The following is a 26,108-nucleotide window of genomic DNA, read 5'->3' on the forward strand; positions in this document are numbered from 1 at the left end:
CATGAATATTTCAGTCGTACTCCGGACGCGCGTAGCCGCCTTCATTGCAACCGTCGTCGCTGCCGCGATCATGATCGGCGCCGGCGCGCCGCAAGCCCGCGCCCAGTTCGTGTGCGTCGATACGGCCGCCTCCGCACAAGGTGCGACGGCGACCGGGTCGGGCGGCAATTTTGCCTGCGGACCCACCGCCAATGCGACCGGCACAGGCAGCAACAACAGCGCGCTCGGGGTCGGCGCCAACGCCAGCGGCAATGTCAGCGGCAATATCGCCGTCGGCCTCGCCAATGCCAGCGGCAACAGCAGCGTCAATACCGCGGTCGGGGACAACGCCAATGCCAGCGGCAACAGCAGCTTCAACGTCGCGACAGGCGAAGCTCTCGCCAACGGCAACAGCAGCTCCAACACCGCGAGCGGCTTTGACGCCCTCGCCAGCGGTGACGGCAGCAAGAACGTTGCGACCGGGTCCAGCGCCCATGCCATTGGCGACGGCAGCGCCAATGTTGCGACGGGGTCGAGCGCCAATGCCACCGGCAACACCAGCAACAACATTGCGTCCGGGACCAACGCCAACGCCAGCGGCAATGTCAGCTCCAACGTTGCGACCGGCTTGAACGCCAACGCAAGCGGCGCCGGAAGCCGGAACGTTGCGACTGGCGACGGCGCCAATGCCAGTGGCGCCAGCAGCTTCAACGCGGCGAACGGTTATCTTTCCAACGCGAGTGGCGCCAATTCCGGAAACACCGCGAGCGGGGCTGGCGCCCTGGCAAACGGCATCGGCAGTGCGAACGTTGCGATGGGCTTGAACGCAAACGCGAGCGGAAACGGCACCGCAAATACCGCGGTGGGCAACGGTAGCACCGCCACCGGTGCGAATTCGTCGGCTCTGGGCAATCAGGCGTCGGCGACCTTCGCGAACTCAACTGCGATCGGAAATGGCGCCACCGCGACGCGCGCGAACCAGCAGGTCTTCGGCACCGCGACCAATACCTATACGATGGCCGGCATCGCCTCGGCCGCGAGCACGGCGGCGCAGTCCGGACCGACCCAACTCGTCACCACTGACGCCTCCGGCAATCTCGCCTCGACGTCGCTGGCTGCGCTGGGGCTTGCCAGCTCCGGGGACATCGCCGGCATCAACAATCAGCTCGCAGGCATCAATGCGCATCTCACCGAGCTCGACGGCAGGACCAGCAAGGCGATCAACGGCGTCGCGATGGCCTTCGCGATGTCCGGCTCGCCGTGGCTGATGCCGTCCGAGAAGATCGCGGTGACCGCGAACTGGGGCACGTTCCAGAACACCAACGCGCTGTCCATGAGCGCAGCGCTGCGCGTCAGCGAGCACGTGCAGGCCAGCGGCGGCCTGACCTACGGCACCAATGGCGGCGGATTGGGCGGACGCGTCGGAATGCGCGTCGGCTGGTGACGGCCGATGTCAGGGATCGCGCGTGCTCTTATTGTCTTGCTGCTGCTGTCTTGCGGGAACGACAGGGCGACAGCTCAACAGAAGGCGCCTGCCTCTGCGCCCGCGCCGGCGGCCGTCTCCGTGCAGCCGTCGCTGCCGGTCTCGTTGGAGCAGGCGCTCTATCTGATCCGCTCGACGCTGCTCTCGCTCAACGATGCCAACCGCACCGGCAATTACACGGTACTGCGCGATCTCGCTGCGCCGGATTTCCAGGCGCGCAACACGGCCGCGGATCTCGGGCTGAACTTTCTCGACCTGCGGCGCCGCAATTTCGATCTCTACGGTGCGGGGTTGCTGGCGCCGCAATTCATCGACACGCCCGCACTCGATCAACGGGGATTGCTGCGCCTTGCAGGTTACATTCCGACCCAGCCGCAGCAGATCAAGTTCGATCTCACCTTCCAGGTTGTAGCCGGGCAATGGCGCCTGTTCGCAGTAGCCATCGCCACGCCCGAGGCTGCATCCGTGCAGGCACAGGCGACGCCGGTGAAGCCGGCCGCGACCGCGCAGAAGAGGCCGCAATGAGTCGCCTCGCCGACAGATTCACAGCCGCGACCGTCATCGGCTGGAATTCTGCATCGTTATCTGACGGATTTGGAAAAGGAACCAGAGGATCATGATGTATCGAATGATGATCGCCGCGGCGTTGTTAGCAGCGGTCAGTGCCGCCCCGGTCATGGCTTACAGGAATTCTCCGTCGCTGGGCGACGCGGCGGTACGGAAGAACATCCCGCCGCCGCCGAAGCCCACTCCGGCGCCCCCGAAGCCGCCGGCATCCACGTCCGGAAAGAAGCCGTGACAACGGCCTGATTGCGGGCCCGGTTGCGAGGTCGCCATGAATCCGCGATCTCGCTGCCGTCAGTCTTCTCCAACTGCGTGTCATATCAGTCCATCATGCGCGGGCGCCTCTGCCATCATGCTCGAGACGGATGGAAGCGCGCGCGCGCGGCCATGGCCTGCTTTGTGGTTTCCTCGGTCGCGCATGCCGCCGAGCCGAACTGGTCGCTGAGCGTCGATCAGGATCTGCGCTATTCCAGCTGGAGCGGTACGCGAGGTTTCCCTGCCAGCGGCTCGACGGCGGCGGGCGCCGGTACACAGGTCTATGCACCCTTGACGATTCAGGCGAGCGGGCAACCGCTCGAAAACGTGAAAGTCGATCTGCTGGGCCGGGGCGGCTATGTCTGGTCGCGGCAGTCGACGCCCGGGCTGACCGGCAGCGTCACGACCACGACCGATACGGTCGTATCGGGGACAGCAACCTATCTCGGCATTCCCGGAATTCAGCCGTTTGTCTCCATGAGCGTCAACCTTCCCTCGGGGACGACGGCTCTCTATGGCAGCGCGGCGAATGCGCGGATGGATCAGGACATCGTCGACCTCGCAACCTTTGGCGAGGGTTTGAACATCGGGCCGACTGTCGGCGTTAACCTGCCCATCGGGGAGCAACTCATCGTGACGCTCAGCTCCGGCTATACATGGCGCGGCGCATATCGCATGGAAGCGCTGCTTGATCCCGCAAGCACAGAGCCGCAGGCAACCACATTGGTGGGGCCGGGACGGGTGGCGGCGCAGACTGCGTCTCTCGGTTACCAGCTGGCAAATCTGACGTTGCTGGTTTCGGCGTCCTACGCCCGGGAGACCGCGACCTACCTGGATCACATCTCGTCCTATGCGCTCGGCGACCGCTACACGCTGTCCGGAACGGCCGGATACGCATGGACCCAATCGTCGAGCACGACTTTCACGGCGTCGTGGACCAACGCCGAGAAGAACAGGGTCCTCGATCCGGACCTGATGAAGATCATTCCCGAGTCGTTTCTTTCCAACAGCGCCGTGTATCGATACCGTCTCGAGCACAGTTTCGCGGTCGGCGGGTGGACGATTGCGCCGATGGTCAACTTCATGCGGCGCGACCAGAATTCCTACAGTCCGGTCACGCAGCAGTTCATTCCGGCAAAGGCCCGCATGGGGACCGGAGGTTCGGTGCAATACGCGATCCGAGAAGGGATGTCCCTGAAGGCGAGTGCGGAGCGCTTCTGGATCAATGAGAACTTGACCGCGCTGACGCCCGACCTGAGCGTTCGCGGATGGATCGCAACGTTTGGCGGGAGTGTGAGATTTTGACACGCGTCGTGATCGGACTGAGCGGCCTCGTTCTCGTTGCGGCGTTGATCGGCGATATCCTGGCGTCCGGTGCGGTGCTGGCGCAAGCGAACTGCCCCGAAGGGAGGAACGCCAGTGGTGCATGCGTCAACGGCGGTCTCGCCGGGTCGCTGCGCCAGCGGGCGATCATCTTCTCGCAACCCAAGCTTTCGTATACCGGCGCGCCGGTCTCACAGAGCCGTGGCGACGGCCAGGACACAAACACCCCGAGATCAATCGAGAGGTCCTACGACAAATATGGACCACCTCCGCCGCAGCCCGTGCCGGCGGTGGTTCCGACAGTGCCGCCAACGCCGCCTCCGCCCGTGACGTCTGACCGGCGGCTCAAGCGCGACATCTTCCGGCTCGGATGTCTCGACAGCGGCATCTGCTTCTACCGGTTTCGCTATCTCTGGGACGACACTTTCTATGTCGGTGTGATGGCCCAGGAGGTTGAGCGGATCGCGCCGGATGCAGTGGTGCACGGCCCCGACGGCTATCTTCGCGTCCGCTACGATCTGCTCGGACTGCAGTTCCGCACCTGGAGTGAGGAAGGCGGCTCAACGCTATCCCCATCATATCTCCCTAACAAGATTGCGGTTTTCGTCATATCTGCAGGTGCTTTGCATCCGCTTTCGGCCGCTCTTTCATCCCCGAATTAAGCCGCCCTTAGCGAATGCCCGCTAGGCTTTCGACCATCCCTTTCCTTGCTCCCCGGCCTTCGGGCCGGTCAGTCAATTTGCGGTCAGTCGAGCGTTTTCGGATGGAGCAGCCTGCCTGGCAGTACGAGTCTGGCGCCCCGACGTCGTCGGTCACGGCGGCGGCTGCGCGGACGCTGGTCATCGATCTCGAAGGCGCCCTGCTGCGGTCCGAACTCCTGATGGAGGCGCTGTTCTCGAGCCCGGCCCGCCTGCTGGCGCGGTTCGGGGCGGGCGGACGGCCGGGCATGGCGGCACTCACGGATGTGCTGGCGCAGGCCGACATCGACTACGCCCACCTGCCCTATGATTCCGACGTGCTGAACCAGGCGCTGGCGGCGCGCGCGCGTGGCGAAAAAATCTATCTGGTCGCGGGCCGCCTTGCGGGCCATGCGGCGGGCATCGCCGCGCATCTCGGTTTCGACGGCGTCGTGACGCCGGCCGATCTCGCGGCGGGCGAGCTTCCATTCGATCGCGGCGCGATCGATCGCATCGAGACCCGTGACAGCCGCCACCCCGGCCTGAAGACCTGGACGAAGGCGCTGCGGGTCTATCAATACGCCAAGAACACGCTGGTGTTCGTGCCCGCGATCACAGCGCATCAGATGAACCTCCCGACGCTCGGCTACGCGCTGCTGGCGTTCGCGGCGTTCTCGGCCTGTGCGTCGGGCGCCTATCTGATGAACGATCTGCTGGATCTCGCAGCCGACCGCCAGCATCCGACCAAACGGCATCGCGCGCTCGCGGCCGGCACCCTGCCGATCTCGTCCGCGCTGCTGGCGATCCCCGCGCTGTGGCTGCTCGCGGTTGCCGCCAGCCTCTGCATCTCGCCCTTGTTCCTTGGCGTGCTCGGCGGCTATCTCGCCACCACCATCGCCTATTCGCTCGCGCTCAAGCGCAAGATGCTGGTCGACGTCGTGACGCTCGCCGGCCTCTACACGCTGCGCATCATCGCCGGCGCGGTCGGCGTCGGCGTGGTGCTGTCGGAATGGCTCTTGATCTTCTCGCTGTTCGTGTTCACCTCGCTGGCGCTGATCAAGCGCTTCAGCGAGCTCAGCATGCGCGAGAGCGCCGGTCTTGCCGATCCCTCCAACCGCGATTACAGGATCACCGACCTGCACATCATCGGCGCGATGGCGGCGGCGAGTGCCATGAACGCGGTGACCGTGTTCTCGCTCTACGTCTCCTCCTCGGCGGTGACGCCGCTGTACAGCCGTCCCTGGATGCTGTGGCTGCTCAACCCGCTGCTGCTCTACTGGTTCGGCCGCGCCCTGATGATGGCGCATCGCCGCGAGATGCCCGACGATCCGATTCTCTACACTTTTCGCGATGGTGCCAGCCGCGCGACGGTGGCGGCGATGATCTGCATCATGCTGGCGGCGATCTGACCGCGCCCCGGCGGGACCAGCTGCCGCTTGCGCGGCCCGCCGCCAGTGGCTACATCGCGGGCAATCCGATTAGCCTATGATGCCGACCGACCAATTCGATTGAGGTTTTGAAACGCCATGACCGTACGCCTGCATCGCGGCGACCTGCCCGACCTGTCCCGCTACACCGGAGCGGTGGCGATCGACACCGAGACCATGGGGCTGAACCCGCACCGCGACCGGCTCTGCGTGGTGCAGCTCTCGCCCGGCGACGGCAGCGCCGACGTCGTGCAGATCCCCAAAGGCCACACCGACGCGCCGAACCTGAAGGCCCTGCTGGCCAATCCCGCGATCACGAAAATCTTCCATTTCGCGCGGTTCGACGTCGCGGTGCTGTACGAGACGTTTGGCGTCATGACCGGCCCGATTTATTGCACCAAGATTGCCTCCCGCCTGACCCGCACCTACACCGACCGGCATGGCCTCAAGGACCTCGTGCGCGAGGTGCTCAATGTCGACCTCTCCAAGCAGCAACAGTCCAGCGACTGGGGTTCCGACAGCCTGACCGAGCCGCAGCTCGCCTACGCCGCCTCCGACGTGCTGCACCTTCATGCCCTGCGCGAGCGGCTCGACGCCATGCTGGTGCGGGAAGGCCGCACCGCGCTGGCAAAAGCCTGTTTCGACTTCCTGCCGACCCGCGCCCTGCTCGACCTCCAGGGCTGGGCGGAAGAGGACATTTTCGCGCATTCCTGAGGCCTCCGGCCGCTGTTAGCTTAGGGCTGCCGCCCCGTTTCGGACACTTTCGTGCGGCCTGTCGCAGGCTGCATGTTCAGGCGGCGCCGGATACAATGGCGTGCGCCCTCAACCGGACGAGACGAGCGACACCTCGGGAGCTCAGGTGAATTCGGCCCAGAATCCAACCTACGACGCCGCGCTTGCGGCGAAGTTTGCCAACGCGGCGCGCCACAGCCGCCTGGTGCGGATTCTGCGCATCGCGGTGCCGGTGACGGTGGCTGCGTCCATGGCGGCGATCGTCGCCGTCTCGACCTTCCTCAATCCCTTCCAGATCCCCGTGAAGCTCGACTCCGGAAATCTCGTGGTGACAGGCACCAAGATCACGATGGAATCGCCGCATCTGGCGGGCTTCACGCCGGACCAGCGGCCCTACGAGCTCTGGGCCAAGACCGCGACGCAGGACATCACCGATCCTGATCATGTCGATCTCAACGATTTGCGCGCGAAGGTGCTGATGGAAGACAAATCGACTTTGCTGCTCGATGCCCGCACCGGCCGCTTCGACAACAAGCAGCAGCAGCTCGACCTGCGCAAGGATATCTTCCTGCGCACCTCGACCGGCTACGAGGCACGGCTGGACTCGGCCTTCGTCGACATGGGCAAGGGAACGGTCTCCTCGGATGAGCATGTCGACGTCAAGCTGACCAACGGCACGCTGACCGCCGACCGGCTGCGGATCACGGAAGGCGGTGAGGTCATCCGCTTCGAGGGCAATGTGGTGATGCATCTGGACAAGCTGGATGACCCCGCCGTCGCCCAGCCTGCACCGGCCGAGCAGCCCGCGCCGCCTGTGAAGACACGCACGCCTCAGAACAAGTCTGCCAATTCAAAGTGATTTTCATGATGGGATTCTTTTCGCGCAACGAAGACAAGCGGTGCGCCATTCTCGGTGCGGCTGCGCTCGCCGTCGGTGTCGCGCTGGTCGCAACCGGTGCGGCCGTCGCGCAGAGCACGATGCAAGGCGTGCCCAACGCGATGCAGGGCTTTTCGCAAAACCGCGACCAGCCGATCCAGATCGAAGCGGCCTCGCTCGAGATGCGCGACAAGAAGAAGGAGGCGACCTTCTCCGGCAATGTGAAGGTCATCCAGGGCGACACCACCATGACGTCGAAGACGCTCGTGGTGTTTTACGATTCGGGCGGGGACAAGCCGGCCACGCCGCAGCCTGCACCTGCGAAAGGGGCGAAGGCGGCCCCGATGCAGTCGGCGACGCCGGGCCCGGGCGGCAGTTCCTCGATCAAGCGGCTGGAGGCGCGCGGCAATGTGGTCGTCACCCAGAAGGACCAGGTGGTGACCGGCGAGACCGCCGTGTTCGACACCAAGACCAACCTCATCACCATGCTCGGCGGCGTCGTCCTCACGCAGTGCAAGAACGTGTTGCGCGGCGACCGTCTGGCGGTCGACATGACCACGGGCGTCTCGCGGGTGGAATCCGACAGCGGCAGGGTGCAGGCATTGCTGCCGCAGGGCGGCAGCAATGATTGCGGATCGGGGAGCCCGGGCAAGCCCGCTGCGGCGCCGCCGATGCAATTGCCGGGCGCAGGCAAGCAAAAGTAAATTCCTGAAGTAACTTCAAGTGCTTGGGCCAGATGCTCCGGATCCGAGGTTGAAGCTTGCCCGGCGAGGCTGTATCTAGCGCGAAGGGCATTCCAAGCGGGGTTCGCCGCTTTTCGGGCGTGTTTCACTGGGCATGAGACATCCCTTCACTCATGCTGTGCCGGCGAATCGCAAGGCCGGTGCGGCAGATGGCGGGATCACGCGCGGATCATCGCGCAGGATTGTCGTGAAAGGCTAGAAGGCGGGATGGTCGATCTCTTCAGCATGTTCCGTCGGCGCCCCGCCAAGCGCGGCCGGCCAGGATTTGCGCGCCAGGACATCACCGTCCTCGGTGACAGCGTCGGCGGTCTCGTGCCCAGCCCGGTGCGCGATGCATCGCCGATCGGCCGTGACCAGCCGATGCGCGCGCCCGACCATTTCCAGGCCGACTACCAAGCCGATTACCAGACCGAGCCGCCGCGTGCCCAGGCGGTGCATCCCGTGAGGGCCGCCAGCAGGCCCAACGGCGCCGGCGGGCCGCAGCTGCTGAAGCGGCCGGGCTTCCTGGCTGTGCATAGCGTGGAAAAGAGTTTCGGCAGCCGCCAGGTGGTGCGCGGCGTCAGCATCTATGTGCGCCGCGGCGAAGCCGTCGGCCTGCTCGGCCCGAACGGCGCCGGCAAGACCACCGTGTTCTACATGATCACCGGCCTGATCAAGCCCGATCGCGGCGCGATCGAGCTTGACGGCCACGACGTCACCAAGCTGCCGATGTATCAGCGCGCGCGGCTCGGCATCGGCTATCTGCCGCAGGAAGCCTCGATCTTTCGCGGCCTCACCGTCGAGCAGAACATCCGCGCGGTGCTCGAAGTGGTCGAGCCCTCGCGCAAGAAGCGCGAGCAGCAGCTCGATTCGCTGCTCGACGAATTCAACATCACGCGCTTGCGGAAATCGCCGTCGATCGCGCTGTCGGGCGGCGAGCGCCGCCGCGTCGAGATTGCGCGCGCGCTGGCGACGCGTCCGAACTACATGCTGCTCGACGAGCCTTTCGCGGGCATCGATCCGATCGCGGTCGGCGACATTCAGGACCTCGTCCGCCATCTCACCAACCGCGGCATCGGCGTGCTGATCACCGACCACAATGTGCGCGAGACGCTCGGCCTGACCGATCGCGCCTATATCGTCTATGCCGGTGAAATCTTGACCGAGGGCAGCCCGGATGAGATCGTCGCCGATCCCGACGTTCGCCGGCTTTACCTTGGCGAGGAATTCCGCCTCTAGCCCTTTTTCGCGTTCGTCAAGCCGTGTACATCGGGCTTGGACTAGGATAAGCAAAAATCGGACCAACTTTTGGGATCGGTTCTTGCTTCATGGCGCTCACGCAGAGATTAGAGTTCCGGCAATCGCAGTCGCTGGTCATGACGCCGCAGCTGATGCAGGCGATCAAGCTGCTGCAATTGTCCAATCTCGATCTCACGACCTTCGTGGAAGAGGAACTCGAGCGGAACCCCCTGCTGGAGCGGGCCAACGACGAGGCCCCCGCGGGTGAAGCCCCGGCCGAGACCGGCCAGTTCAGCGATTCCGACGGGAGGCACAACGACGAGCCGGGCGGCGGTCCGGGCGAGGCGTTCGAGCCGGGCCAGGAAGAATGGATGAGCAAGGATCTCGGCACCCGCGCCGAGATCGAGCAGACCCTGGACACGGGCCTGGACAACGTCTTCTCCGAGGAACCGGCCGAGGCCGCCGCGCGCAACGCCCAGGATGCGGCGCCGACCACCTATACCGAATGGGGCGGCGGCGCCTCCGGCGACGAGGATTACAATCTCGAAGCCTTCGTCGCCGCGGAGATCACGCTCGGTGACCATCTTGCCGAGCAGCTGTCGGTCGCCTTCACCGGCCCGGCGCAGCGCATGATCGGCCAGTACCTGATCGACCTCGTCGACGAGGCCGGCTATCTGCCGCCGGATCTCGGCCAGGCCGCCGAGCGCCTTGGCGCATCGCAAGCCGACGTCGAGGACGTCCTTGCCGTGCTGCAAAAATTCGATCCGCCCGGCGTCTGCGCGCGCAATTTGAGCGAATGCCTGGCGATCCAGCTCCGCGAGCTCGACCGCTACGACCCGGCGATGCAGGCCCTCGTCGAGCACCTCGATCTGCTGGCGAAGCGCGACATCGCTTCGTTGCGCAAGCTCTGCGGCGTCGACGACGAGGACATCGCCGACATGATCGGCGAGATCCGCCGCCTCAATCCCAAGCCCGGCATGAAGTTCGGCTCGGCGCGGCTCCAGACCATGGTGCCCGACGTCTATGTCCGCCCGGGCCCGGATGGCGGCTGGCATGTCGAGCTCAACAGCGACACCTTGCCGCGCGTGCTGGTCAACCAGACCTATTATTCCGAGCTGTCGAAGAAGATCGGCAAGGACGGCGACAAGTCCTATTTCACCGACGCGCTCCAGAACGCGACCTGGCTGGTGCGCGCGCTCGATCAGCGGGCCCGCACCATCCTGAAAGTTGCAACGGAAATCGTGCGCCAGCAGGACGGCTTCTTCACCCACGGCGTGGCGCATCTGCGGCCGCTGAATCTGAAGGCCGTGGCCGACGCCATCCAGATGCATGAATCCACGGTGTCGCGCGTCACCGCCAACAAGTACATGGCGACAAATCGCGGCACATTCGAATTGAAATATTTCTTCACGGCCTCGATCGCCTCCGCCGACGGCGGCGAGGCGCATTCCGCCGAGGCCGTGCGCCACCACATCAAGCAGCTGATCGATTCGGAAGCGCCGGCGGCGATCCTGTCGGATGACACCATCGTGGAACGCTTACGCGCCTCGGGAATTGATATTGCCCGCCGCACGGTCGCGAAGTATCGCGAAGCCATGCGCATTCCCTCGTCGGTACAACGCCGCCGTGACAAGCAGAGCGCTCTTGGTAACGTCCTCTCCACCGCAATGCCCGATCGCTCCCGCAACACCGAGCCGGCCTGATTGCGCTGGCGCGAAATCGGGCTACTCTCGATCCCCCATCGAGACCGATCCAAGCTGGGCATTTAAAACCAAGCGAGGCATCACATGACCCTCAGAATCTCGGGAAAGAGCGTCAGCGTCGGCGACGCCCTGCGCGGCCGCGTGACCGATCGGACCGACGAGGTCCTGCGTAAATATTTCGACGGGAACTATTCCGGCCACATCACCCTGAGCAAGGATGGCTTCGGCTTCCGCACCGACTGTGCCCTGCATCTTGATACGGGAATTACGCTGGAGGCCGATTCGAACGCGCCGGATGCCTATGCCAGCGCCGACCAAGCGCTCCTGATGATCGAGAAGCGGCTCAAGCGCTACAAGAGTCGGCTCAAGGACCGCTCGGCCCGCAAGGCCCATGTCGCCTCCGCCGCTCTCGCCGCCCTCGATGCCACGAGCTACGTGCTGGAGGCGCCGGGCGAGGGTGAGGATGAGGACGAAATCACCGGCTACAGCCCCGTCATCATCGCCGAGGCCACCACCTCGCTGAAACAGCTGTCGGTGAGCGAGGCCGTGATGGAGCTGGACCTCAGCGGAGCGCCCTGCCTGGTATTCCAGCACGGCTCCAGCGGCCGGGTGAACATCATTTACCGCCGGGCCGACGGCAATGTCGGCTGGATCGACCCGCCGGGGGCCAAACCGGACGGTTAAGGGCCGGAACCGGCCCCCGTACCAACCGCAGCCCTTGACAATGAGCGGGGCAAAGCCGCACGCAGCAGTTGGCACCGGGATTGCGTTGGAGTAGAAGCGCCCCACATCAGGATCGGGGCTAAGTCCCCCTCCTGCTTCACCTTCTTGATGCCGGCCAGGCCTGGTTTGACCAAGCTGGCCAATTCGGAACCTGACGGTTTAATTCACCTCGGAAACCTTCCATGCCGATTACCGATCTGGTCGCACCCGAGGCGATTCTCCCGGCATTGAAGGTCAACAGCAAGAAGCAGGCGCTGCAGGAGCTCGCGGCCAAGGCCGCCGAGCTGACCGGGCAGAACGAACGCTCCGTGTTCGAGGTGCTGCTGCAGCGTGAGAAGCTCGGCACCACCGCGGTCGGCTACGGCGTAGCCATTCCGCACGGCAAGCTGCCCAAGCTCGAAAAGATCTTTGGCCTATTCGCGCGCCTCGATCGCCCGATCGATTTCGAGGCGATGGACGGCCAGCCGGTCGATCTCGTCTTCCTGCTGCTCGCCCCCGAAGGCGCCGGCGCCGATCACCTCAAGGCGCTCGCCCGCATCGCTCGCCTCCTGCGCGACCAGGATATCGCCAAGAAGCTCCGCGCCTCGCGCGACGCCCAGGCGATCTATTCGGTGCTGGCGCTGCCGCCCGCGACCGCGGCGTAACGTCGCCAGTCCTCTTCGCCCGCAGAGAAGCGGAATCGATCCACGCAATTGCCAATGCACGCCGGCCATCTCCGTGGCATGCGCGCGGGATGTCGTGATCGCGTAACAACCGGCAAGATGACGCGAAAAAAATTCCCCATTTGAGACGTCCGGCACATCGCGTCATGTCGGCGTCCGCTAAGGACGGCTAGGAACGCAAGTGGCGCTCGAATCAACGCGCCGTCCTGCGCTTTCGCTGATGTCGTTACCTATCGCCCGAAGGTCGGGCCCATAGGATGAAAGTGGTTGGCGCGGTGCAGTGCAGGGCTATTGTGGTGGGGCTAGTCATAGCAGGTACCGCAGTCCCGGCCGTCGCGCAGGAAGCCGGATCGCTGCTCCGGGAGATGCAGCGGCAGCAGGAGTTGCAGCGGCAGGAAAGGCTGCCGGCCCCTGACGAGATTCGACCGTGGCAGCCGCCCGCCGCCATCCCCGACCGGGGCGAGCGCATCATCGTGAAGGGCGTTCGCTTCACCGGCAAGGTGGAGCTGCTGCCACAGGCCGAGCGCGAGCAACTCGCTGCCTCGGTGCGCGGCAAGCGCCTCGGCATCAAAGGGCTCTATGCGTTGGCCGATCAGGTGACGGCCGTGCTCCAGGGCCGCGGCCGGTTGCTGGCGCGCGCGCTGCTGCCGCCTCAGGACATCACCAACGGCATCGTCACGATCGAGATCGCCGAGGGCGCGCTCAAGACCATCACGCTCGACCGCGCCAGGGGCGTGCGCGTGCGTGAGGACCTGTTGCGCGCGATCATCGAGGGTCGTCTCAAGCCGGACGGCGTGACGCGGCAGGATCTGGAAGACGCGCTGTTGCGGATGAACGACCTGCCTGGCGTGTCGGTGCATGCCAAGCTCGCGCCGGGCGATGCGCCGAACACCAGCAAGCTCGTCGTCGGCGTCGCGCAGGCGCCCGTCGTCGGGGGCGGCCTCTGGGGCGACAATTACGGCAGCGCCAACGTCGGCAAGGCGCAGGGCAACGGGCTCATCTCGCTCACCGACGTGTCCGGCTACGGCGACCTGACGCGGCTTTCCGGCACGCTGTCGCAAGGGCAGGAGTACGGCTCGCTGACGACGAGCGTGCCGCTCGGCGCCAGCGGCTTCATTGCCAATGCGAACTATAGCTATCTCGACTACCACAACATCGACGCCATCGGCCGCGCCCTCGGCCTCACCGGTTTTGCCCATTTCGCCAATGGCGGCGTCGACTACAGCCTCATCCGCTCGCGCGATTTCAACCTCCAGCTCGGCGGCGCCGTGACCTGGAAGGCGCTGGTCGACGACAGTATCGTCGGAAAGCTTCAGGACAAGCGCTCGACCTCCGGCACGCTCAGTCTCAACGGCGACCGGCGCGACGCGCTGCTCGGCGGCGGCATCACCAATTGGTCGGTGAGCTGGACTTTTGGCGATCTCGATCTTTCGCGCCTGTCGGGCGCGCTCGCGGCGGACCTGGCCGGGCTCCGGACGCAAGGGCAGTTCAACCGGATCAATGCCGCGGTCGCCCGGCTTCAGGCCTTGCCCGGCGACTTCGCACTGTTCGGTCGCCTCTACGGGCAATGGGCCGACAAGAACCTCGATTCCTCGGAAGATTTTGCGCTGGGCGGCCCGTTCGGCGTGCGCGGCTATCCCGTCGGCGAGGCGCGCGGCGACATGGGCGTGCTCGGCACGCTCGAGCTCCGCTACTACGCGCCGCTGCCTGTGCGGTTCGGCAGCCTGCAACTCGCGAGCTTCCTGGACGGCGGCTACGTCAAGATCAACGTGTCGCCGAACGGCATCGCGCCGGTCACTGTCTGCGGCTGTAACGAATACGGGCTCGCCAGCGCCGGCCTCGCCGCGCGCTGGACGCGCGAATGGCTGAACGTCTCGGCGAACTGGGCCCATACGCTGGGCGACAATCCCGGACGTTCCATCATCACCGGGGCCAATGTCGATGGCGTCAAGGCCAACGATCAGTTCTGGCTGCAAGCCGGCATTCGCTTCTGATGTTTCGAGGGGGCACGCGATGACATCGACCCTGCCGCGGATGCGACTCGCAATCGCGCTGTCCGCGACCACGATGCTGACGCCGCCGGCGCTGGCGCAGACGCTGCCGACCGGCGGCCAGGTCGTATCGGGACAGGCCACGATCAGTCAGTCCGGCAACGCCATGACGATCAACCAGTCGAGCGACCGGATGATCGCCAACTGGCAGAGTTTTTCGATCGGCGCCGGCAGCTCCGTGACCTTCAATCAGCCCGGCGCATCCTCGGTCGCGCTGAACCGCGTCGTCGGCCAGGACCCGTCAAGAATCCTCGGCAGCCTCAGCGCCAATGGCCAAGTGTTCCTGATCAATCCGAACGGCATCGCCATCGGCAAGACCGGCAGCGTGCAGACCGGCGGCTTCGTCGCCTCCACGCTCGGCATCAGCAACGCTGATTTTCTGGCCGGCCGCTACAATTTCACCGGCAGCGGCGGCGCGATCACCAATGAGGGCAGCATCTCCGGCAAGGTGGTGGCGCTGATCTCGCCGAGCGTCAGCAATTCCGGCAGCATCACCGGCAGCACGGCGCTCGCCGCCGGCACCGACGTGCTGCTCGACTTCAACGGCGACGGCATGCTCTCGGTCGAGGTCAAGGCCTCCACCGTCAAGACGCTGGCCGAGAACAAGGGATTGATCCGCGCCGATGGCGGGCTCGCCATCCTCACCGCCAAGGGCGCGAGCGACGCCATGAAGGGCGTGGTCAACAACACCGGCGTGGTGCAGGCCGCGAGCATCGGCAGCAGGAACGGCCGCATCCTTCTGCTCGGCGACGCCAGGCACGGCGAGGTCAATGCCGGCGGCACGCTGCGGGCCCGCTCGGTCGAAACCTCCGCCGCCAAGGTCAATCTCGCCGCCGACCTGAAGGTCGATACGCTGGGCGGGCATTGGCTGATCGATCCCGTCAACATCACCATCGACGCGAACTACGCCAGTGCCTTGCAGACCGCGTTGGCGAGCGGCGACGTGACGGTGACGACCTCGGGCAGCGGCGCCGACGCGGGCAACGTCACGGTCAACTCCGCCGTCACCTGGGGCTCGCATATCCTGACGCTGCGGGCCGACAACAACATCGTCATCAATGCGCCGCTGACTTCGACCGGCACGACGAGCAGTGACGGCCTGGTCCTGCAATACGCACAGACCACGGCCACCGGTGGCTACACCATCAGCGCGCCGGTCAACCTGGCCGCGGGCAGCCTGTTCCAGACCCGGAAAGGATCTGACGCCGTCATCACCTATGCGGTGATCACCGACGTGAATGCCCTGCAGAACATCAACACCAACCGGTCCGGCAACTACGTGCTGGGCGCGAACATCGATGCCAGCGCCACGGCGGGCTGGAATGGTGGCGCCGGCTTCACACCGATCGGCGGCATCGGCGATATCAGCAGCTATTTTTCCGGCATTTTCGACGGGCTCGGTCACCACATCAGCAACCTGACCATCAACCGGCCGTCCAGCGATAACATCGGCCTGTTCGGCTACCTCGATGGCGGGACCATCCGCAATGTCGGATTGGAAGGCGGTAGCGTGACGGGCAACAATGCCGTCGGCGGGCTGGTGGGGTCGAGCGGCCTCTGGGTCTACGGCGGCACGAGCAGCGTCGCCTACAACACCATCAGCAACGTTTACAACACGGGCAATGTGACCGGCAGCGGCGCCATGGTCGGCGGGCTGGTCGGCGACGCCTATATCACGACGATCAGCAACTCATATGCCACCGGCACGGTTGCGGGTTATGGCGCCGCCGGCGGGCTGGGAGGGCGCGTCGTCGCCTCGTCCGTCTCCAACTCGTATGCGACCGGCAACGTGTCCGCTGTCTGGGACGGCGCTGGCGGGCTGATCGGGTACAATATCGGCACATGGATGGGACCGGGCCCTGCGGATTATGCCATCGGTACGGTGAGCCACTCTCATGCCACGGGTACGGTAACTGGCGGCGTCAATGTCGGTGGTTTGTTGGGGTACAGCAACATCGGTCTCGTCACCGACAGTTACGCCACCGGCAATGTCTCGGGCACAGGTTCTAATGGAGGCACAGGCACATCTGCCGGCGGACTGGTGGGGTTCGCCTCGTACAGCCAGGTCGAGCGATCTTACGCCACCGGCAACGTGTCCGGTGTCGATGCGGTCGGCGGGCTGGTGGGGGCGACTGGTACGGCGGCACGGTAAGCCAGTCTTACGCGACCGGCAATGTGTCCGGAACGAGGTCGGTCGGCGGGTTGGTCGGGCACAGCAATGAAGCCGTTTCAGTGCTCGATTCCTACGCCAAGGGAGCGGTTTCAGGAAATTCCGAGGTCGGCGGGCTGGTGGGGGTGAATCAGGAAAGCCACGTGGGCCGAAGCTACTTCGCGGGCACCGTGTCGGGAACCAGCAATGTCGGCGCGATCGTGGGGATGAACTGGGATGGCGGCGACGTCACCCAAAGCTATGCGAACAGGGACACGTCGGGGCAGAGCGCCGCCTGTGGCGCATCCTTCGGCGGCGGCATCTGCGATGGCGGCATGCTCACCACGGCACAGCTGCGCGATCCCTTCACCTTCATCAACAACGGCTTTGACTTCGTCGGCATCTGGGGCAAGTCCGTCAGCGGCGCCAACAACGGCATGCCGGTGCTGCGCGCGTTCGGCGACACCGTCTATGATGCCTATGTCAACGTCGCGGGCTCGGCCAGCACCACCTATGGCACGCTGGCCTCGCTCGGCGGATTGACGATGACCGGCGTGAACGCCAATCGCGTCACGCTCGGCTGGGGCAGCGCAGTCACCACCGCATTGGGCGCGGGCAGCTACAATCTCGGCGGCCCCGACGTTCTCAACGCGACCGGCTCGGGCGGCGCGGTCTATGTCGGCTCGGTCGCGGTCGGCCTCACCATCGACAGGGCGGCGCTCACCATCAGCGCCAACGCGTCCAAGATCTATGACGGCCTCGCCTTCTCCGGCGGCAGCGTCGCTTATTCCGGCTTCATGAACGGCGAGACTGCATCCGTACTGTCGGGCACGCTCAGCTATGGCGGCACCGCGCAGGGCGCGGTGAATGCCGGCCGCTACAGCCTGACGGCGTCGGGCCTCTCCTCGGCCAACTATGCGATCACCTATGTCGACGGTTCGCTGACCGTCAACAAGGCGCCGCTCACCATTGCAGTCAACGGCGTCACGAAGAATTACGACGGCGTGCTGTTCTCCGGCGGCAGCGCGATCTATTCCGGCTTCGTGAACGGGGAGGGGCTGTCCGCGCTATCAGGCACGCTCGTCTACGGCGGCTCGGCCCAGGGCACGCGCAATCCCGGGGTCTACAGCATCGCCGCCTCGGGGCTGACATCCGCGAACTACGACATCACCTATGTCGACGGCCGGCTCGCGATCATTCCGCGCGACGCAGGCGCCTGCTCGCTTGGGGCCGGCGGCAACCCGGTCTGCGGCGCCACTCCGCCCAATCCCGCTGCGCCCATCGGGCTGAACGACCAGGCGCCGATCGAGGTCGTGCTGCCTTAGAGCACCCAGCAGCGGCACAATCGCTGCACCTCGTGACGGCATTTGCGCCCACATGCTACGCCTGGTGAGACCGCAGAGGCGGCCCTCACGCGTTCGAACCGAAGCCCCGCCGTCTGCGACTTATTCTCGCAGCCGGGCGCTGTGATGTTTCCCCACCGGATTTGACCGTCGCGCGTCCCGGCGAGGCTTCGGTGCAGGGTTTTTTGAGCCATGAATTGCGCTTCGATCGGCCGGATTTTCGGCCTCCTTTGCTCGGTCACCATTGCCGAGACGGTTGCCGTTCATGCCGACGATACGTCCAACGACCGTGTCATCTCCGAAAAAACCGAGATCATCGCGGCTGATCCGACCAACGCGGTTGCCTACGAGCTGCGTGGCGAAGCCTGGCACCTCAAGCGCGACAAGGATCGCGCCTTCGAGGATTGCAGCGCCGCGATACGAATCGATCCGAATTTCGGGCGGGCTTACAACTGCCGCGGCCGCGCCTATTCGGCGAAGGGCGAACGGGATCGCGCTTTGGCCGATTACAACGAGGCCATTCGCCTCGATCCCGGCTACGGTCCGTCCTACACCTCCCGTGCCCTCGAATATTTCAACAAGCGCGATTTCGATCTCGCGATTACTGCCTTCACCGAGGCCGTCGAACGCAACCCCAAGCAAGCCTATTTTGCGATCGTCATGAGAGGCGAGGCGTATGCGGCGAAGGGCGACACCGATCGCGCCGTCGCCGATTACGACGAGGCGATGCGCCGCAATCCCTCCGCCGCATGGCCCTACGAGCTGCGAAGCACCGCCCATTTCGAGAAGGGCGAGTTCGATGCGGCGCTCGACGACTGCAACAGCGCGGTCCGTCTGGAGCCCAAGAGCGCCGGCGGCCATTACTGCCGGGCCGTCGTCCTCCTGAAAAAGGACGACGCCGATGGTGCCATTCGGGAGTTCGACGAGGTCACGAGGATCGCCCCGGCGTTCGTGAAGGCCTATCTCGCGCGCGCCGTCGCCTGGCACAAGAAGGGCGACGACAAACATGCCATTGCCGATTTCGACGAAGCGATCAGGCTGCAGCCGGGAAATTCGACGGCCTACAACAATCGCGCCGCTGCGTTTCGCGACATGGGCGAGCATGATCGCGCGCTCGCCGACTACAACGAGGCGATCCGGCTCGATCCCAACAACCAGGTCGCGTTGGTCAATCGCGGCCTCCTCTACATGAAACTGTCCGACGCCAAACATGCGCGCGCCGATTTCAACAGCGTGCTCGCGCTGCCGCCGGGCGACCAATGGGCCGTGGACACGGCGCGTGAAGGGCTTGGCTTTTTGAAGTGATGCGAGAGCAGGGCCGCGCTGCAACCCTACTCTCTGTCATTGCGAGGAGCGAAGCGACGAAGCAATCCAGAATCTCTCTGCGGAAAGATTCTGGATTGCTTCGCTGCGCTCGCAATGACGAGGAGAACGCAGGCGATCTATCACCCAAATGAAAACGGGCTGCGCGTCAGCAGACCGTCGGCAGCAGGCGCCGGACTTCGTCGAGCAGTTCGGGAATCGCCGTCCTGTCACCCGCGAGGTGCCTAAGCAGCGCATTTTGGAATAGACCGTCGAACAGCGCATAGAGCGCGGCGGGCGACGATGCCGGCCGCTTGCCGCCGAGCTCGGCATAGCGGGAGGCGATGCGCCAGATCATCGCTTCCAGGCTCTTGTCGATCTCGAGTACATCCTTGCGAAACGCCGCCTCGAACATCGCCTGCGAGCGCAGGTCGTACCAAAGGCGGTGCATACGGGCCTCGTTCTGCAGCGTTGCTGCGAGCTTGGCGAGGAAACCCTCCGTCAATTCGTCGCGGCTCGTTGCCGTCGCGACGACATCGTCATATCGCGTCACGCACTTCGCCTTGTAGTGGCGGACGCAGCAGCAGATCAGGTCGAGCTTGTCGCTGAAATAATAGTGGAACACGCCGTGCGTGAACGCCGAGTTCTGCGCGATTTCGCGCAGGCTGGTGCGTGCGAAGCCGAGCTCTCCAAGCGTTTCGAGCGCGGCCTCGGCAAGCTCGACGCGCCGCGCGTTGAACTTCTCGTCGCGCGGCACCTCGGCCGCATCAGCCACACGCCGGGCCGCTCCCGTCACCTGCCGCGCCATCTCGTCCCTTCCTCAGTCCCGTTCTTTCAAGGACTTATACCGCGTCGACCGCGGAACGCTCCATCCCCTCACAACCACTTCCTTTGACAACTGTCAAATTCGTTCTTGACAAGTGTCAAGATTTTGGCGGAGGTTCGCGCCAAGAATTTGGACAGTCGTCAAGACGTCCAACCATGGAGGAACGCCTCGCTGGGTGCCGCCGAAAGGCCTGCGCCCATCGACCTGGTGCGCGCCGATTGGCGCAGCACGAATCGATCACCAGCAACGGAGGAGTGCGTCATGAGTGGGAAGAGCCTTGCAGGCAGGAAAGCCCTGGTCACTGGCGGTGCCCGAGGAATCGGCGCGGCCATCGCGCAAGCGTTGGCGCGAGCTGGCGCCTCGATCATGATCGCCGACATCCTGGAAGAGACCGGCCGCGCCAGCGCAGTCGCTATCGCGAAGGAGGACGTCGCCACGGGCTTCGTCCAGCTCGACGTCACCGACGACGCTCAATGGGAGCGGGCGGTTGCCAAGACCGTCGCAACCCTCGGCGGCTACGACATTCTGATCAACAATGCCGGCATCGAGATCACGTCGCTGATCTCCGAGGTCAAGGCCGAGGACGCCCGGCGGATGTGCGACGTCAATATCGTTGGCACCGTGCTCGGCATGAAGCACGCCTTCCGTGCCATGCGCCCGGGCGGGCCGGCCGGCAAGGGCGGCGCCGTCGTCAACATCGCCTCGGTTGCGGCAACGATCGCCTTCCCGAGCATCGCGGTCTATTCGGGCACCAAATCCGCGGTTGACCGCATGACGCGGGTCGGAGCGATGGAAGCCGGCAAGCTCGGTTTCGGCGTGCGCGTCAACTGCATCTATCCGGGCCTGATCCCGACCGACATGGGCATGCAGCTCGCCAACGACATCGTCAAGGTCGGGCTCGCGGCTGACGTCAACGCCGCAGTCGGCTCGGTGGTGGAGCAAACCCCGCTCGGCCGTCTCGCCGAGGTCACGGACATCGGCGATGCCGCGGTGTTCCTGTGCTCGAACGAGGCGCGCTTCATCACCGGCATCGGACTGCCGGTCGATGGCGGCATGGGCATGTAGCAAACAACCAGACAACGAACATTTCGGAGGAACGCAATGAGTGCGAAGAAACCCGTCATCGTCTATGGCGCGTCCGGCTACACCGGCCGGCTGGTCTGCGAATATCTGCGCGAGTACAACATCCCCTTCATCGCCGCCGGCCGCAGCACCGAGAAGCTCAACGCTGCAATGAAGGCGAACGTGGCCGGCATCGAAACCGCCGACTACGAGGTGGTGGAAGTGCCGCACACCGTGAGCGCACTGACGGAGTTGTTCAATGGCGCCTCGGTGGTGCTCAACACCGTCGGTCCCTTCGCCAAGTTCGGCGGCGAGGTGGTGCAGGCCTGCTGGGCTTCCAGGTGCCACTACACCGACACCACCGGCGAGCAGGACTGGCTGATCACGCTCGAGCAGGAGTGGGGCACGAAGTTCGCCAATGCCGGGCTGCTGTTGGCGCCAGGCATCGCGCAGATGTACACCACCGGCGAGATCGCCGCGCAGCTGTGCCTGGAGACGCCCGGCCTCGACACGCTCGACATTGCCGTGTTCTGGGGTGGCAGTCCGACCATCGCATCGACGCAGACCATCCTGGTCAACGCCGCGATGGCCAAGGCCTACTACCTGGAGCAGAACAAGTACGTCGAGCATCAGCCCGATGCCGGCCTCTACAACCTCGCCATCCCCGGTCAGCACGAGCTGGCGCTGGCGTTGCCCTGGGGAGGCACCTCGCACCCGGTGTGGTTCAAGCGCGATCCGCGCGTGGCCAACGTGAAGGTGCTGGGCGGCGTGTTCAATCGCGCGCTGATGCTGGGCGTGCCGCAGATCGTCGCGGCCGCGCTGGAGGCGACCAAGGACATGAATCCCGACGACCGCTACGCCGCATTGGCGCAGACCGCCGCCGGTGTGATGAACACCATGCCGCCTCGCGAGAACCCGCGCGTCAACAAGTCGATGGATTCGGTGCATGCCTCCGGCCCGTTGGGGCGCGCGCACTGCATCATCTACGGCAACAGCAACTACAAGCAGACCGGCTTGATGCAGGCCTATGCCGCGGCGCACCTGCTGCAGCAGCCGCCGAAGCGCGTGGGGTTCGCCTCCGGCTGCCAGGCGTTCGGCCATCACGAGCTGCTCGGGCAGTTGCGCAGCTTCGGGCTCGTCAGCAAGCCGGTTCTGACCGTGCACGATTGAGTAAATCGCGGGTGGCGCGGACCTCCGCGTCACCCGCTACCGCTTCGGGTGTTGATCATGCGCTTCATCGATTACCTGGACAAAGGTGCTTCGCTCGGCGCCGACGCGCCGTGCCTCACCATGGATGGACGCGACCTCAGCTATCGCGACGTGCAGTTGCTGAGCTACCGCGTCGCGCGCGGGCTCGCGCGATCGGGGATTGCTGCCGGCGAGAAGGTCGCAATCCTTTCCGGCAACGATCCGGTCGCGTTTGCCTGCGTGTTCGGCATTTCCCGCGCAGGCGCGGTCTGGTGCCCGATCAATCCGCGTAACGAGGCGGCCGAAAATCGGCTCATCCTCGAGCAATTCGACTGCAGCCTGCTGTTGTTTCATTCAAGCTTCGCGTCGATGGTCGAGGCGGTGCGTGCAGAGCTGCCAAAGCTGCGCGCCGTCGTCTGCCTCGATGCCGAGTTGTCCTTCGCGCCCTCGTTCGAGGCCTGGCTCGCCGGTCTTGCGGACGACCATTATCAACGCGAGACGATCGACGATCTCGCGATGATCCCGGGCACCGGCGGCACCACCGGCAAGCCGAAGGGGGTCATGCTGTCGGGCCGCAACATCGAGGCGATGACGGCACTGACGCTGATGGGCTATCCGTTCAAGGGCCGCCCGGTCTACCTCGCGCTTGCGCCGCTGACCCACGCGGCCGGCGTGCTGTGTTTCCCGATCATGGCGCTCGGCGGCCGCATCGTGATCATGCATCACCCCGACATCGCAGAATTTCTCGATCTGATCGAGCGCTATCGCGTCACGCACACCTTCCTGCCGCCGACCGTGATCTACATGCTGCTCGATCATCCGAGGCTCGACTCCGCGAGGCTCGGGTCTCTGCAATGTTTCTGGTACGGCGCGGCGCCGATCTCGGCCGCGCGGCTTGCGGAAGCGCTCCAGCGTATCGGGCCGATGGCGCAGTTGTTCGGTCAGACCGAAGCGCCGATGATGATCTCGATGATGGCACCTGGCGAGCATTACAATGCCGACGGCACGATCGCGATGGAGCGTCTCGCCTCGGCCGGGCGGATCAGCCCGCTGGTGCAGGCCGGCATCATGGATGGCGACGGCAATTTGCTGCCGACCGGCGCCCGCGGCGAGATCGTGGTCCGCGGTTCGCTGGTGATGGAGGGCTATTACAAAAATCCCGAGGCTACGGCGGAAGCCTCTTCGCATGGCTGGCACCACACCGGCGACATCGGCTACATCGACGACGACGGCTACCTCTATATCGTCGATCGCGCCAAGGACATGATCATCACCGGCGGGTTCAACGTCTACTCGATCGAGGTCGAGAACGCGCTGCGGGCGCATGAGGCGGTGCAGGATTGCGCGGTGATCGGGCTGGCAGACGAAAAATGGGGTGAGCGGATCGTCGCCGTGGTGCAGCCCCGCGCCGGCCAAAGCGTCGATGCGACGGCGCTGGCTGCCTTCGTCAAGCAGCGGATCGGCAGCGTCAAGACACCGAAGCAGATCGAAGTCTGGGACGACCTGCCGCGTTCCAAGGTCGGCAAGGTGCTGAAGCCGGACATCCGCGCGCGGCTGGCGGAGCGTTCAGGCGGCTGAGGCGCATCTTGTTGCAGCGCCCATCGCTTCGAAGATATCCGCGAGACGCGCTGACGCGGACATTCGCGCGGGCACAAAACTCTCATCCGTGTCCGGGCAGGAAAGGCATGTTTCCGCTTTTCGATGCGCGTTTTGGGGGTCACCATGCTTTTGAACGGACGGGAGGGCCGCCATGCGCTGGTGTGTCTCGGTCGGAGCGGTGCTTGTTGCGGGGGCGATTGTCGGAGGTGACGTTGCCAGCATTGCCGCGCCGAGCCCGAAATCAGGGATAGCCGACGCCAGGGACAGCGCACTTTCCGTCAATGTCGAGCTCGTTATCGCCGTCGACGTCTCCTATTCGATGGATATGGACGAACTCGCCATTCAGCGCGAGGGCTATGCACAGGCCATCGTCTCGAAAGACTTTCTTCAGGCGCTAACGGCCCGTCCGGCCAGCAAGGTGGCTCTGACCTATTTCGAGTGGTCGATGTCGGGCGACGAGAGGATCATCATTCCCTGGCGGGTGATCGACGGTCCGGAATCGGCGGACGCCGTGGCGGCCGAGATCATGAAGATGCCGATTCGCCGAGGTTCGAGTACCTCGATCTCCGGCGCGATTAATTTCGCAGTGCGGCTGTTCGAAGAGAATCCCTATCGCGGGTCGCGGCGCGTCATCGATATTTCCGGCGATGGGCCGAACAACGACGGAGACCCCGTAACCGGCGCGCGCGACGCTGCCGTTGAGAAGGGCATCATCATCAACGGCCTGCCGATCATGGTGAAGGAGCCGTCCTTTGCAACGACCGATATCGAGAACCTCGATCTCTATTACGAGGACTGCGTGATCGGAGGGCCGGGCGCCTTCATCATGACAATCAAGGATCGCGAAAAATTCCAGGAAGCGATCCGGACCAAGCTTGTTCTCGAGGTTGCGGGCCTCACGCCGAAGGGGAGGATCGTCCCAACTGCCGGGAATGAGCCCCGGGTGTCCTGTCTGGTCGGCGAAGACAAATGGCGGGAGCGCGGGCGACGGAGCATGCGCTAATTGCCCGTCAGCAGCGAACCGACGTCATTCTCGATTCCCTTCTCCGAGCACCCGCTTCGGCGTTGAGCCCGATGCCAGCCGGAACTTCGACGCTTCGCCAGATGGCCATAAAAAATACGCGGGCCGCCTTGAGGCATGCCCGCGCACTTGAATTCGTCAGCTGTGCGCGCGTGCGTCAGTGCACGCTCACCGCTTGCAGCTCGTTGCTCCAGGCGTTGGCGACTGCGGCTTCGCGGCTGTCGGTCAGCATGATCGGCGTGCCGTCGGCGGCGTGGAGCGCGAAAAGCTTGAGGCCCGGCGCGATTTTCGGCGCTTCGGGAAACAGGCCCGGCACATCCTCGGAGCGGATCTGCTTCACATAGGCGATATGGCCTTCGCCGAGGGTTGCCAGCGTCTCGGGCGAGACGTTCTTGGCTTCGTATTCGAACGCAACGTGACCTTCACTCATGGTCTCGACTCCTTCACAGAAACTAAGCGGTCGAGTCCGCTACTCGTTCCATTATTCGTGCTCATTGATAGCGATTGTCTTAACGATCCTCTCCGGTTCAGGCCGGGCAAGATCGACCGACAGCAGCCCGTTCTTCAGATCCGCACCCAGCACGAGCATCCCCTCCGCCAGCACGAAGGTGCGCTGGAAGTGGCGCGCGGCGATGCCGCGATGGATGTATTGCCGGGTCTTGTCGTCCTGCTGACGCCCGCGAATCACGAGCTGGTTTTCCTCAATGGTTACATCGAGTTGGTCGCGGGTGAATCCGGCGACCGCCAGCGTGATCCGCAGCCGCTCGGGCTGGCCGTCCGACCGGTCGCACCTCTCGATATTGTAGGGAGGGTAGCCGTCGGCGCCTTTGACGACGCGGTCGAGCACACGCTCGATCTCGTCGAAGCCCAGAAGGAACGGACTGGAAAGCGTTGGAACACGAGACATAGTTTACAAAGTCCCCTCGAAGCGACTTTGGCATTTCAGGGCCCGGAAGCGGCGCCCCTTGGTCAGCAATATGGTCATAACCCCGTGTCGGTTCAAGGACGTAGCGGGGGCCTGTGGATGGGCCATGTCGCCGCGCCATGGCGCAGATCGTCATGGCCGGGCTTGTCCCGGCCATCCATGGCCTCACTCGTCGCGCCAAGAACGTGGTGCCCGGGACGAGCCCGGGCATGACGAATCGACGGACGATTTATCTCAATGAAAACAAGCCCCCGGCTACTGTGCATGGGGTTGTTT

General features: G+C 64.7%; 23 protein-coding genes. 20 read left to right on the top strand and 3 right to left on the bottom strand.

Annotated features, from left to right (window positions below):
- Position 1: 1 nt before the first annotated feature.
- The 16 genes from BJ6T_RS03420 (at position 2) to BJ6T_RS03495 (ending at position 19,214) form a co-directional block, all read left to right on the top strand.
- Positions 2 to 1,423, top strand: coding sequence for a YadA family autotransporter adhesin (locus tag BJ6T_RS03420; RefSeq protein WP_014490889.1), 1,422 nt, complete (start codon positions 2 to 4; stop codon positions 1,421 to 1,423).
- 120 nt (positions 1,424 to 1,543) lie between these two features.
- Entirely contained in the window at positions 1,544 to 1,987 is a 444-nt protein-coding gene (locus BJ6T_RS03425) for a hypothetical protein (RefSeq protein WP_014490890.1), read from the top strand.
- A gap of 369 nt (positions 1,988 to 2,356) precedes the next feature.
- Positions 2,357 to 3,586 (top strand): hypothetical protein, encoded by a 1,230-nt coding sequence (locus BJ6T_RS03430; protein ID WP_141378753.1) that lies wholly within the window; start codon positions 2,357 to 2,359, stop codon positions 3,584 to 3,586.
- Positions 3,583 to 4,266, top strand: a complete 684-nt coding sequence (locus tag BJ6T_RS03435; RefSeq protein ID WP_014490892.1) for a tail fiber domain-containing protein — start codon at positions 3,583 to 3,585, stop codon at positions 4,264 to 4,266. Before BJ6T_RS03430 ends, BJ6T_RS03435 begins: the two co-directional genes overlap by 4 nt.
- Before the next feature lie 101 nt (positions 4,267 to 4,367).
- Positions 4,368 to 5,690, top strand: coding sequence for a UbiA family prenyltransferase (locus tag BJ6T_RS03440; RefSeq protein ID WP_014490893.1), 1,323 nt, complete (start codon positions 4,368 to 4,370; stop codon positions 5,688 to 5,690).
- Between the two features lie 117 nt (positions 5,691 to 5,807).
- Positions 5,808 to 6,422 carry a ribonuclease D gene (locus BJ6T_RS03445; RefSeq protein WP_014490894.1) on the top strand — a complete coding sequence of 205 codons (615 nt, stop codon included), beginning with the start codon at positions 5,808 to 5,810 and terminating at the stop codon, positions 6,420 to 6,422.
- 145 nt (positions 6,423 to 6,567) lie between these two features.
- On the top strand, positions 6,568 to 7,299 hold the full coding sequence (gene lptC / locus BJ6T_RS03450; RefSeq protein WP_028169711.1) for an LPS export ABC transporter periplasmic protein LptC: 732 nt from the start codon (positions 6,568 to 6,570) through the stop codon (positions 7,297 to 7,299).
- A 5-nt stretch (positions 7,300 to 7,304) separates the two neighbouring features.
- On the top strand, positions 7,305 to 8,021 hold the full coding sequence (locus tag BJ6T_RS03455) for an LptA/OstA family protein (RefSeq protein WP_014490896.1): 717 nt from the start codon (positions 7,305 to 7,307) through the stop codon (positions 8,019 to 8,021).
- A 246-nt stretch (positions 8,022 to 8,267) separates the two neighbouring features.
- Positions 8,268 to 9,278, top strand: a complete 1,011-nt coding sequence (gene lptB / locus BJ6T_RS03460) for an LPS export ABC transporter ATP-binding protein (RefSeq protein WP_014490897.1) — start codon at positions 8,268 to 8,270, stop codon at positions 9,276 to 9,278.
- 89 nt (positions 9,279 to 9,367) lie between these two features.
- On the top strand, positions 9,368 to 10,981 hold the full coding sequence (rpoN, locus tag BJ6T_RS03465; protein WP_014490898.1) for an RNA polymerase factor sigma-54: 1,614 nt from the start codon (positions 9,368 to 9,370) through the stop codon (positions 10,979 to 10,981).
- Between the two features lie 84 nt (positions 10,982 to 11,065).
- Positions 11,066 to 11,665, top strand: coding sequence for a ribosome hibernation-promoting factor, HPF/YfiA family (gene hpf / locus BJ6T_RS03470; protein WP_014490899.1), 600 nt, complete (start codon positions 11,066 to 11,068; stop codon positions 11,663 to 11,665).
- Between the two features lie 221 nt (positions 11,666 to 11,886).
- On the top strand, positions 11,887 to 12,348 hold the full coding sequence (gene ptsN / locus BJ6T_RS03475; RefSeq protein ID WP_008141251.1) for a PTS IIA-like nitrogen regulatory protein PtsN: 462 nt from the start codon (positions 11,887 to 11,889) through the stop codon (positions 12,346 to 12,348).
- A gap of 275 nt (positions 12,349 to 12,623) precedes the next feature.
- Positions 12,624 to 14,360: a ShlB/FhaC/HecB family hemolysin secretion/activation protein gene (locus BJ6T_RS03480; protein ID WP_014490900.1), complete on the top strand. Its 1,737-nt coding sequence runs from the start codon at positions 12,624 to 12,626 to the stop codon at positions 14,358 to 14,360.
- 19 nt (positions 14,361 to 14,379) lie between these two features.
- Complete coding sequence (locus tag BJ6T_RS03485) at positions 14,380 to 16,569, top strand: two-partner secretion domain-containing protein (RefSeq protein ID WP_014490901.1); 2,190 nt, start codon at positions 14,380 to 14,382, stop codon at positions 16,567 to 16,569.
- Between the two features lie 161 nt (positions 16,570 to 16,730).
- Positions 16,731 to 17,891, top strand: coding sequence for an MBG domain-containing protein (locus BJ6T_RS03490; RefSeq protein WP_144037980.1), 1,161 nt, complete (start codon positions 16,731 to 16,733; stop codon positions 17,889 to 17,891).
- A gap of 210 nt (positions 17,892 to 18,101) precedes the next feature.
- Entirely contained in the window at positions 18,102 to 19,214 is a 1,113-nt protein-coding gene (locus BJ6T_RS03495) for a tetratricopeptide repeat protein (RefSeq protein WP_014490903.1), read from the top strand.
- A gap of 166 nt (positions 19,215 to 19,380) precedes the next feature.
- Here the strand turns inward: BJ6T_RS03495 and BJ6T_RS03500 are convergent, their stop codons facing one another.
- Entirely contained in the window at positions 19,381 to 20,019 is a 639-nt protein-coding gene (locus BJ6T_RS03500) for a TetR/AcrR family transcriptional regulator (RefSeq protein WP_014490904.1), read from the bottom strand.
- 279 nt (positions 20,020 to 20,298) lie between these two features.
- On the opposite strand from BJ6T_RS03500, the gene BJ6T_RS03505 reads away from it, so the two are divergent.
- The 4 genes from BJ6T_RS03505 (at position 20,299) to BJ6T_RS03520 (ending at position 24,889) form a co-directional block, all read left to right on the top strand.
- Positions 20,299 to 21,102, top strand: a complete 804-nt coding sequence (locus tag BJ6T_RS03505; RefSeq protein ID WP_028169715.1) for an SDR family NAD(P)-dependent oxidoreductase — start codon at positions 20,299 to 20,301, stop codon at positions 21,100 to 21,102.
- A gap of 36 nt (positions 21,103 to 21,138) precedes the next feature.
- Positions 21,139 to 22,269: a DUF5938 domain-containing protein gene (locus BJ6T_RS03510; protein WP_014490906.1), complete on the top strand. Its 1,131-nt coding sequence runs from the start codon at positions 21,139 to 21,141 to the stop codon at positions 22,267 to 22,269.
- 57 nt (positions 22,270 to 22,326) lie between these two features.
- Positions 22,327 to 23,865, top strand: coding sequence for an acyl-CoA synthetase (locus BJ6T_RS03515; RefSeq protein WP_014490907.1), 1,539 nt, complete (start codon positions 22,327 to 22,329; stop codon positions 23,863 to 23,865).
- A gap of 172 nt (positions 23,866 to 24,037) precedes the next feature.
- Positions 24,038 to 24,889, top strand: a complete 852-nt coding sequence (locus BJ6T_RS03520) for a DUF1194 domain-containing protein (protein ID WP_014490908.1) — start codon at positions 24,038 to 24,040, stop codon at positions 24,887 to 24,889.
- Between the two features lie 175 nt (positions 24,890 to 25,064).
- On the opposite strand, the gene BJ6T_RS03525 is transcribed toward BJ6T_RS03520, so the two are convergent.
- Positions 25,065 to 25,337, bottom strand: coding sequence for a BQ00720 family protein (locus BJ6T_RS03525; RefSeq protein WP_011083553.1), 273 nt, complete (start codon positions 25,335 to 25,337; stop codon positions 25,065 to 25,067).
- A 51-nt stretch (positions 25,338 to 25,388) separates the two neighbouring features.
- Positions 25,389 to 25,814 carry an Hsp20 family protein gene (locus BJ6T_RS03530; protein WP_014438749.1) on the bottom strand — a complete coding sequence of 142 codons (426 nt, stop codon included), beginning with the start codon at positions 25,812 to 25,814 and terminating at the stop codon, positions 25,389 to 25,391.
- Between the last annotated feature and the right edge of the window lie 294 nt (positions 25,815 to 26,108).

This window comes from Bradyrhizobium japonicum USDA 6 (genome assembly GCF_000284375.1).
In the GTDB taxonomy this organism is placed as follows: domain Bacteria; phylum Pseudomonadota; class Alphaproteobacteria; order Rhizobiales; family Xanthobacteraceae; genus Bradyrhizobium; species Bradyrhizobium japonicum.

Excerpts from the sequence above, each read along its gene's own strand:
- ptsN (WP_008141251.1), top strand. The coding sequence starts at position 11,887 with ATGCCGATTACCGATCTGGTCGCACCCGAGGCGATTCTCCCGGCATTG.
- hpf (WP_014490899.1), top strand. The coding sequence starts at position 11,066 with ATGACCCTCAGAATCTCGGGAAAGAGCGTCAGCGTCGGCGACGCCCTG.
- BJ6T_RS03485 (WP_014490901.1), top strand. The coding sequence starts at position 14,380 with ATGACATCGACCCTGCCGCGGATGCGACTCGCAATCGCGCTGTCCGCG.
- BJ6T_RS03445 (WP_014490894.1), top strand. The coding sequence starts at position 5,808 with ATGACCGTACGCCTGCATCGCGGCGACCTGCCCGACCTGTCCCGCTAC.
- BJ6T_RS03495 (WP_014490903.1), top strand. The coding sequence starts at position 18,102 with ATGAATTGCGCTTCGATCGGCCGGATTTTCGGCCTCCTTTGCTCGGTC.
- BJ6T_RS03520 (WP_014490908.1), top strand. The coding sequence starts at position 24,038 with ATGCGCTGGTGTGTCTCGGTCGGAGCGGTGCTTGTTGCGGGGGCGATT.
- BJ6T_RS03500 (WP_014490904.1), bottom strand. The coding sequence starts at position 20,019 with ATGGCGCGGCAGGTGACGGGAGCGGCCCGGCGTGTGGCTGATGCGGCC.
- BJ6T_RS03455 (WP_014490896.1), top strand. The coding sequence starts at position 7,305 with ATGATGGGATTCTTTTCGCGCAACGAAGACAAGCGGTGCGCCATTCTC.
- BJ6T_RS03510 (WP_014490906.1), top strand. The coding sequence starts at position 21,139 with ATGAGTGCGAAGAAACCCGTCATCGTCTATGGCGCGTCCGGCTACACC.
- BJ6T_RS03505 (WP_028169715.1), top strand. The coding sequence starts at position 20,299 with ATGAGTGGGAAGAGCCTTGCAGGCAGGAAAGCCCTGGTCACTGGCGGT.
- lptB (WP_014490897.1), top strand. The coding sequence starts at position 8,268 with ATGGTCGATCTCTTCAGCATGTTCCGTCGGCGCCCCGCCAAGCGCGGC.
- BJ6T_RS03440 (WP_014490893.1), top strand. The coding sequence starts at position 4,368 with ATGGAGCAGCCTGCCTGGCAGTACGAGTCTGGCGCCCCGACGTCGTCG.
- BJ6T_RS03430 (WP_141378753.1), top strand. The coding sequence starts at position 2,357 with ATGCGCGGGCGCCTCTGCCATCATGCTCGAGACGGATGGAAGCGCGCG.
- BJ6T_RS03525 (WP_011083553.1), bottom strand. The coding sequence starts at position 25,337 with ATGAGTGAAGGTCACGTTGCGTTCGAATACGAAGCCAAGAACGTCTCG.
- BJ6T_RS03480 (WP_014490900.1), top strand. The coding sequence starts at position 12,624 with ATGAAAGTGGTTGGCGCGGTGCAGTGCAGGGCTATTGTGGTGGGGCTA.
- rpoN (WP_014490898.1), top strand. The coding sequence starts at position 9,368 with ATGGCGCTCACGCAGAGATTAGAGTTCCGGCAATCGCAGTCGCTGGTC.
- BJ6T_RS03420 (WP_014490889.1), top strand. The coding sequence starts at position 2 with ATGAATATTTCAGTCGTACTCCGGACGCGCGTAGCCGCCTTCATTGCA.
- BJ6T_RS03515 (WP_014490907.1), top strand. The coding sequence starts at position 22,327 with ATGCGCTTCATCGATTACCTGGACAAAGGTGCTTCGCTCGGCGCCGAC.
- BJ6T_RS03530 (WP_014438749.1), bottom strand. The coding sequence starts at position 25,814 with ATGTCTCGTGTTCCAACGCTTTCCAGTCCGTTCCTTCTGGGCTTCGAC.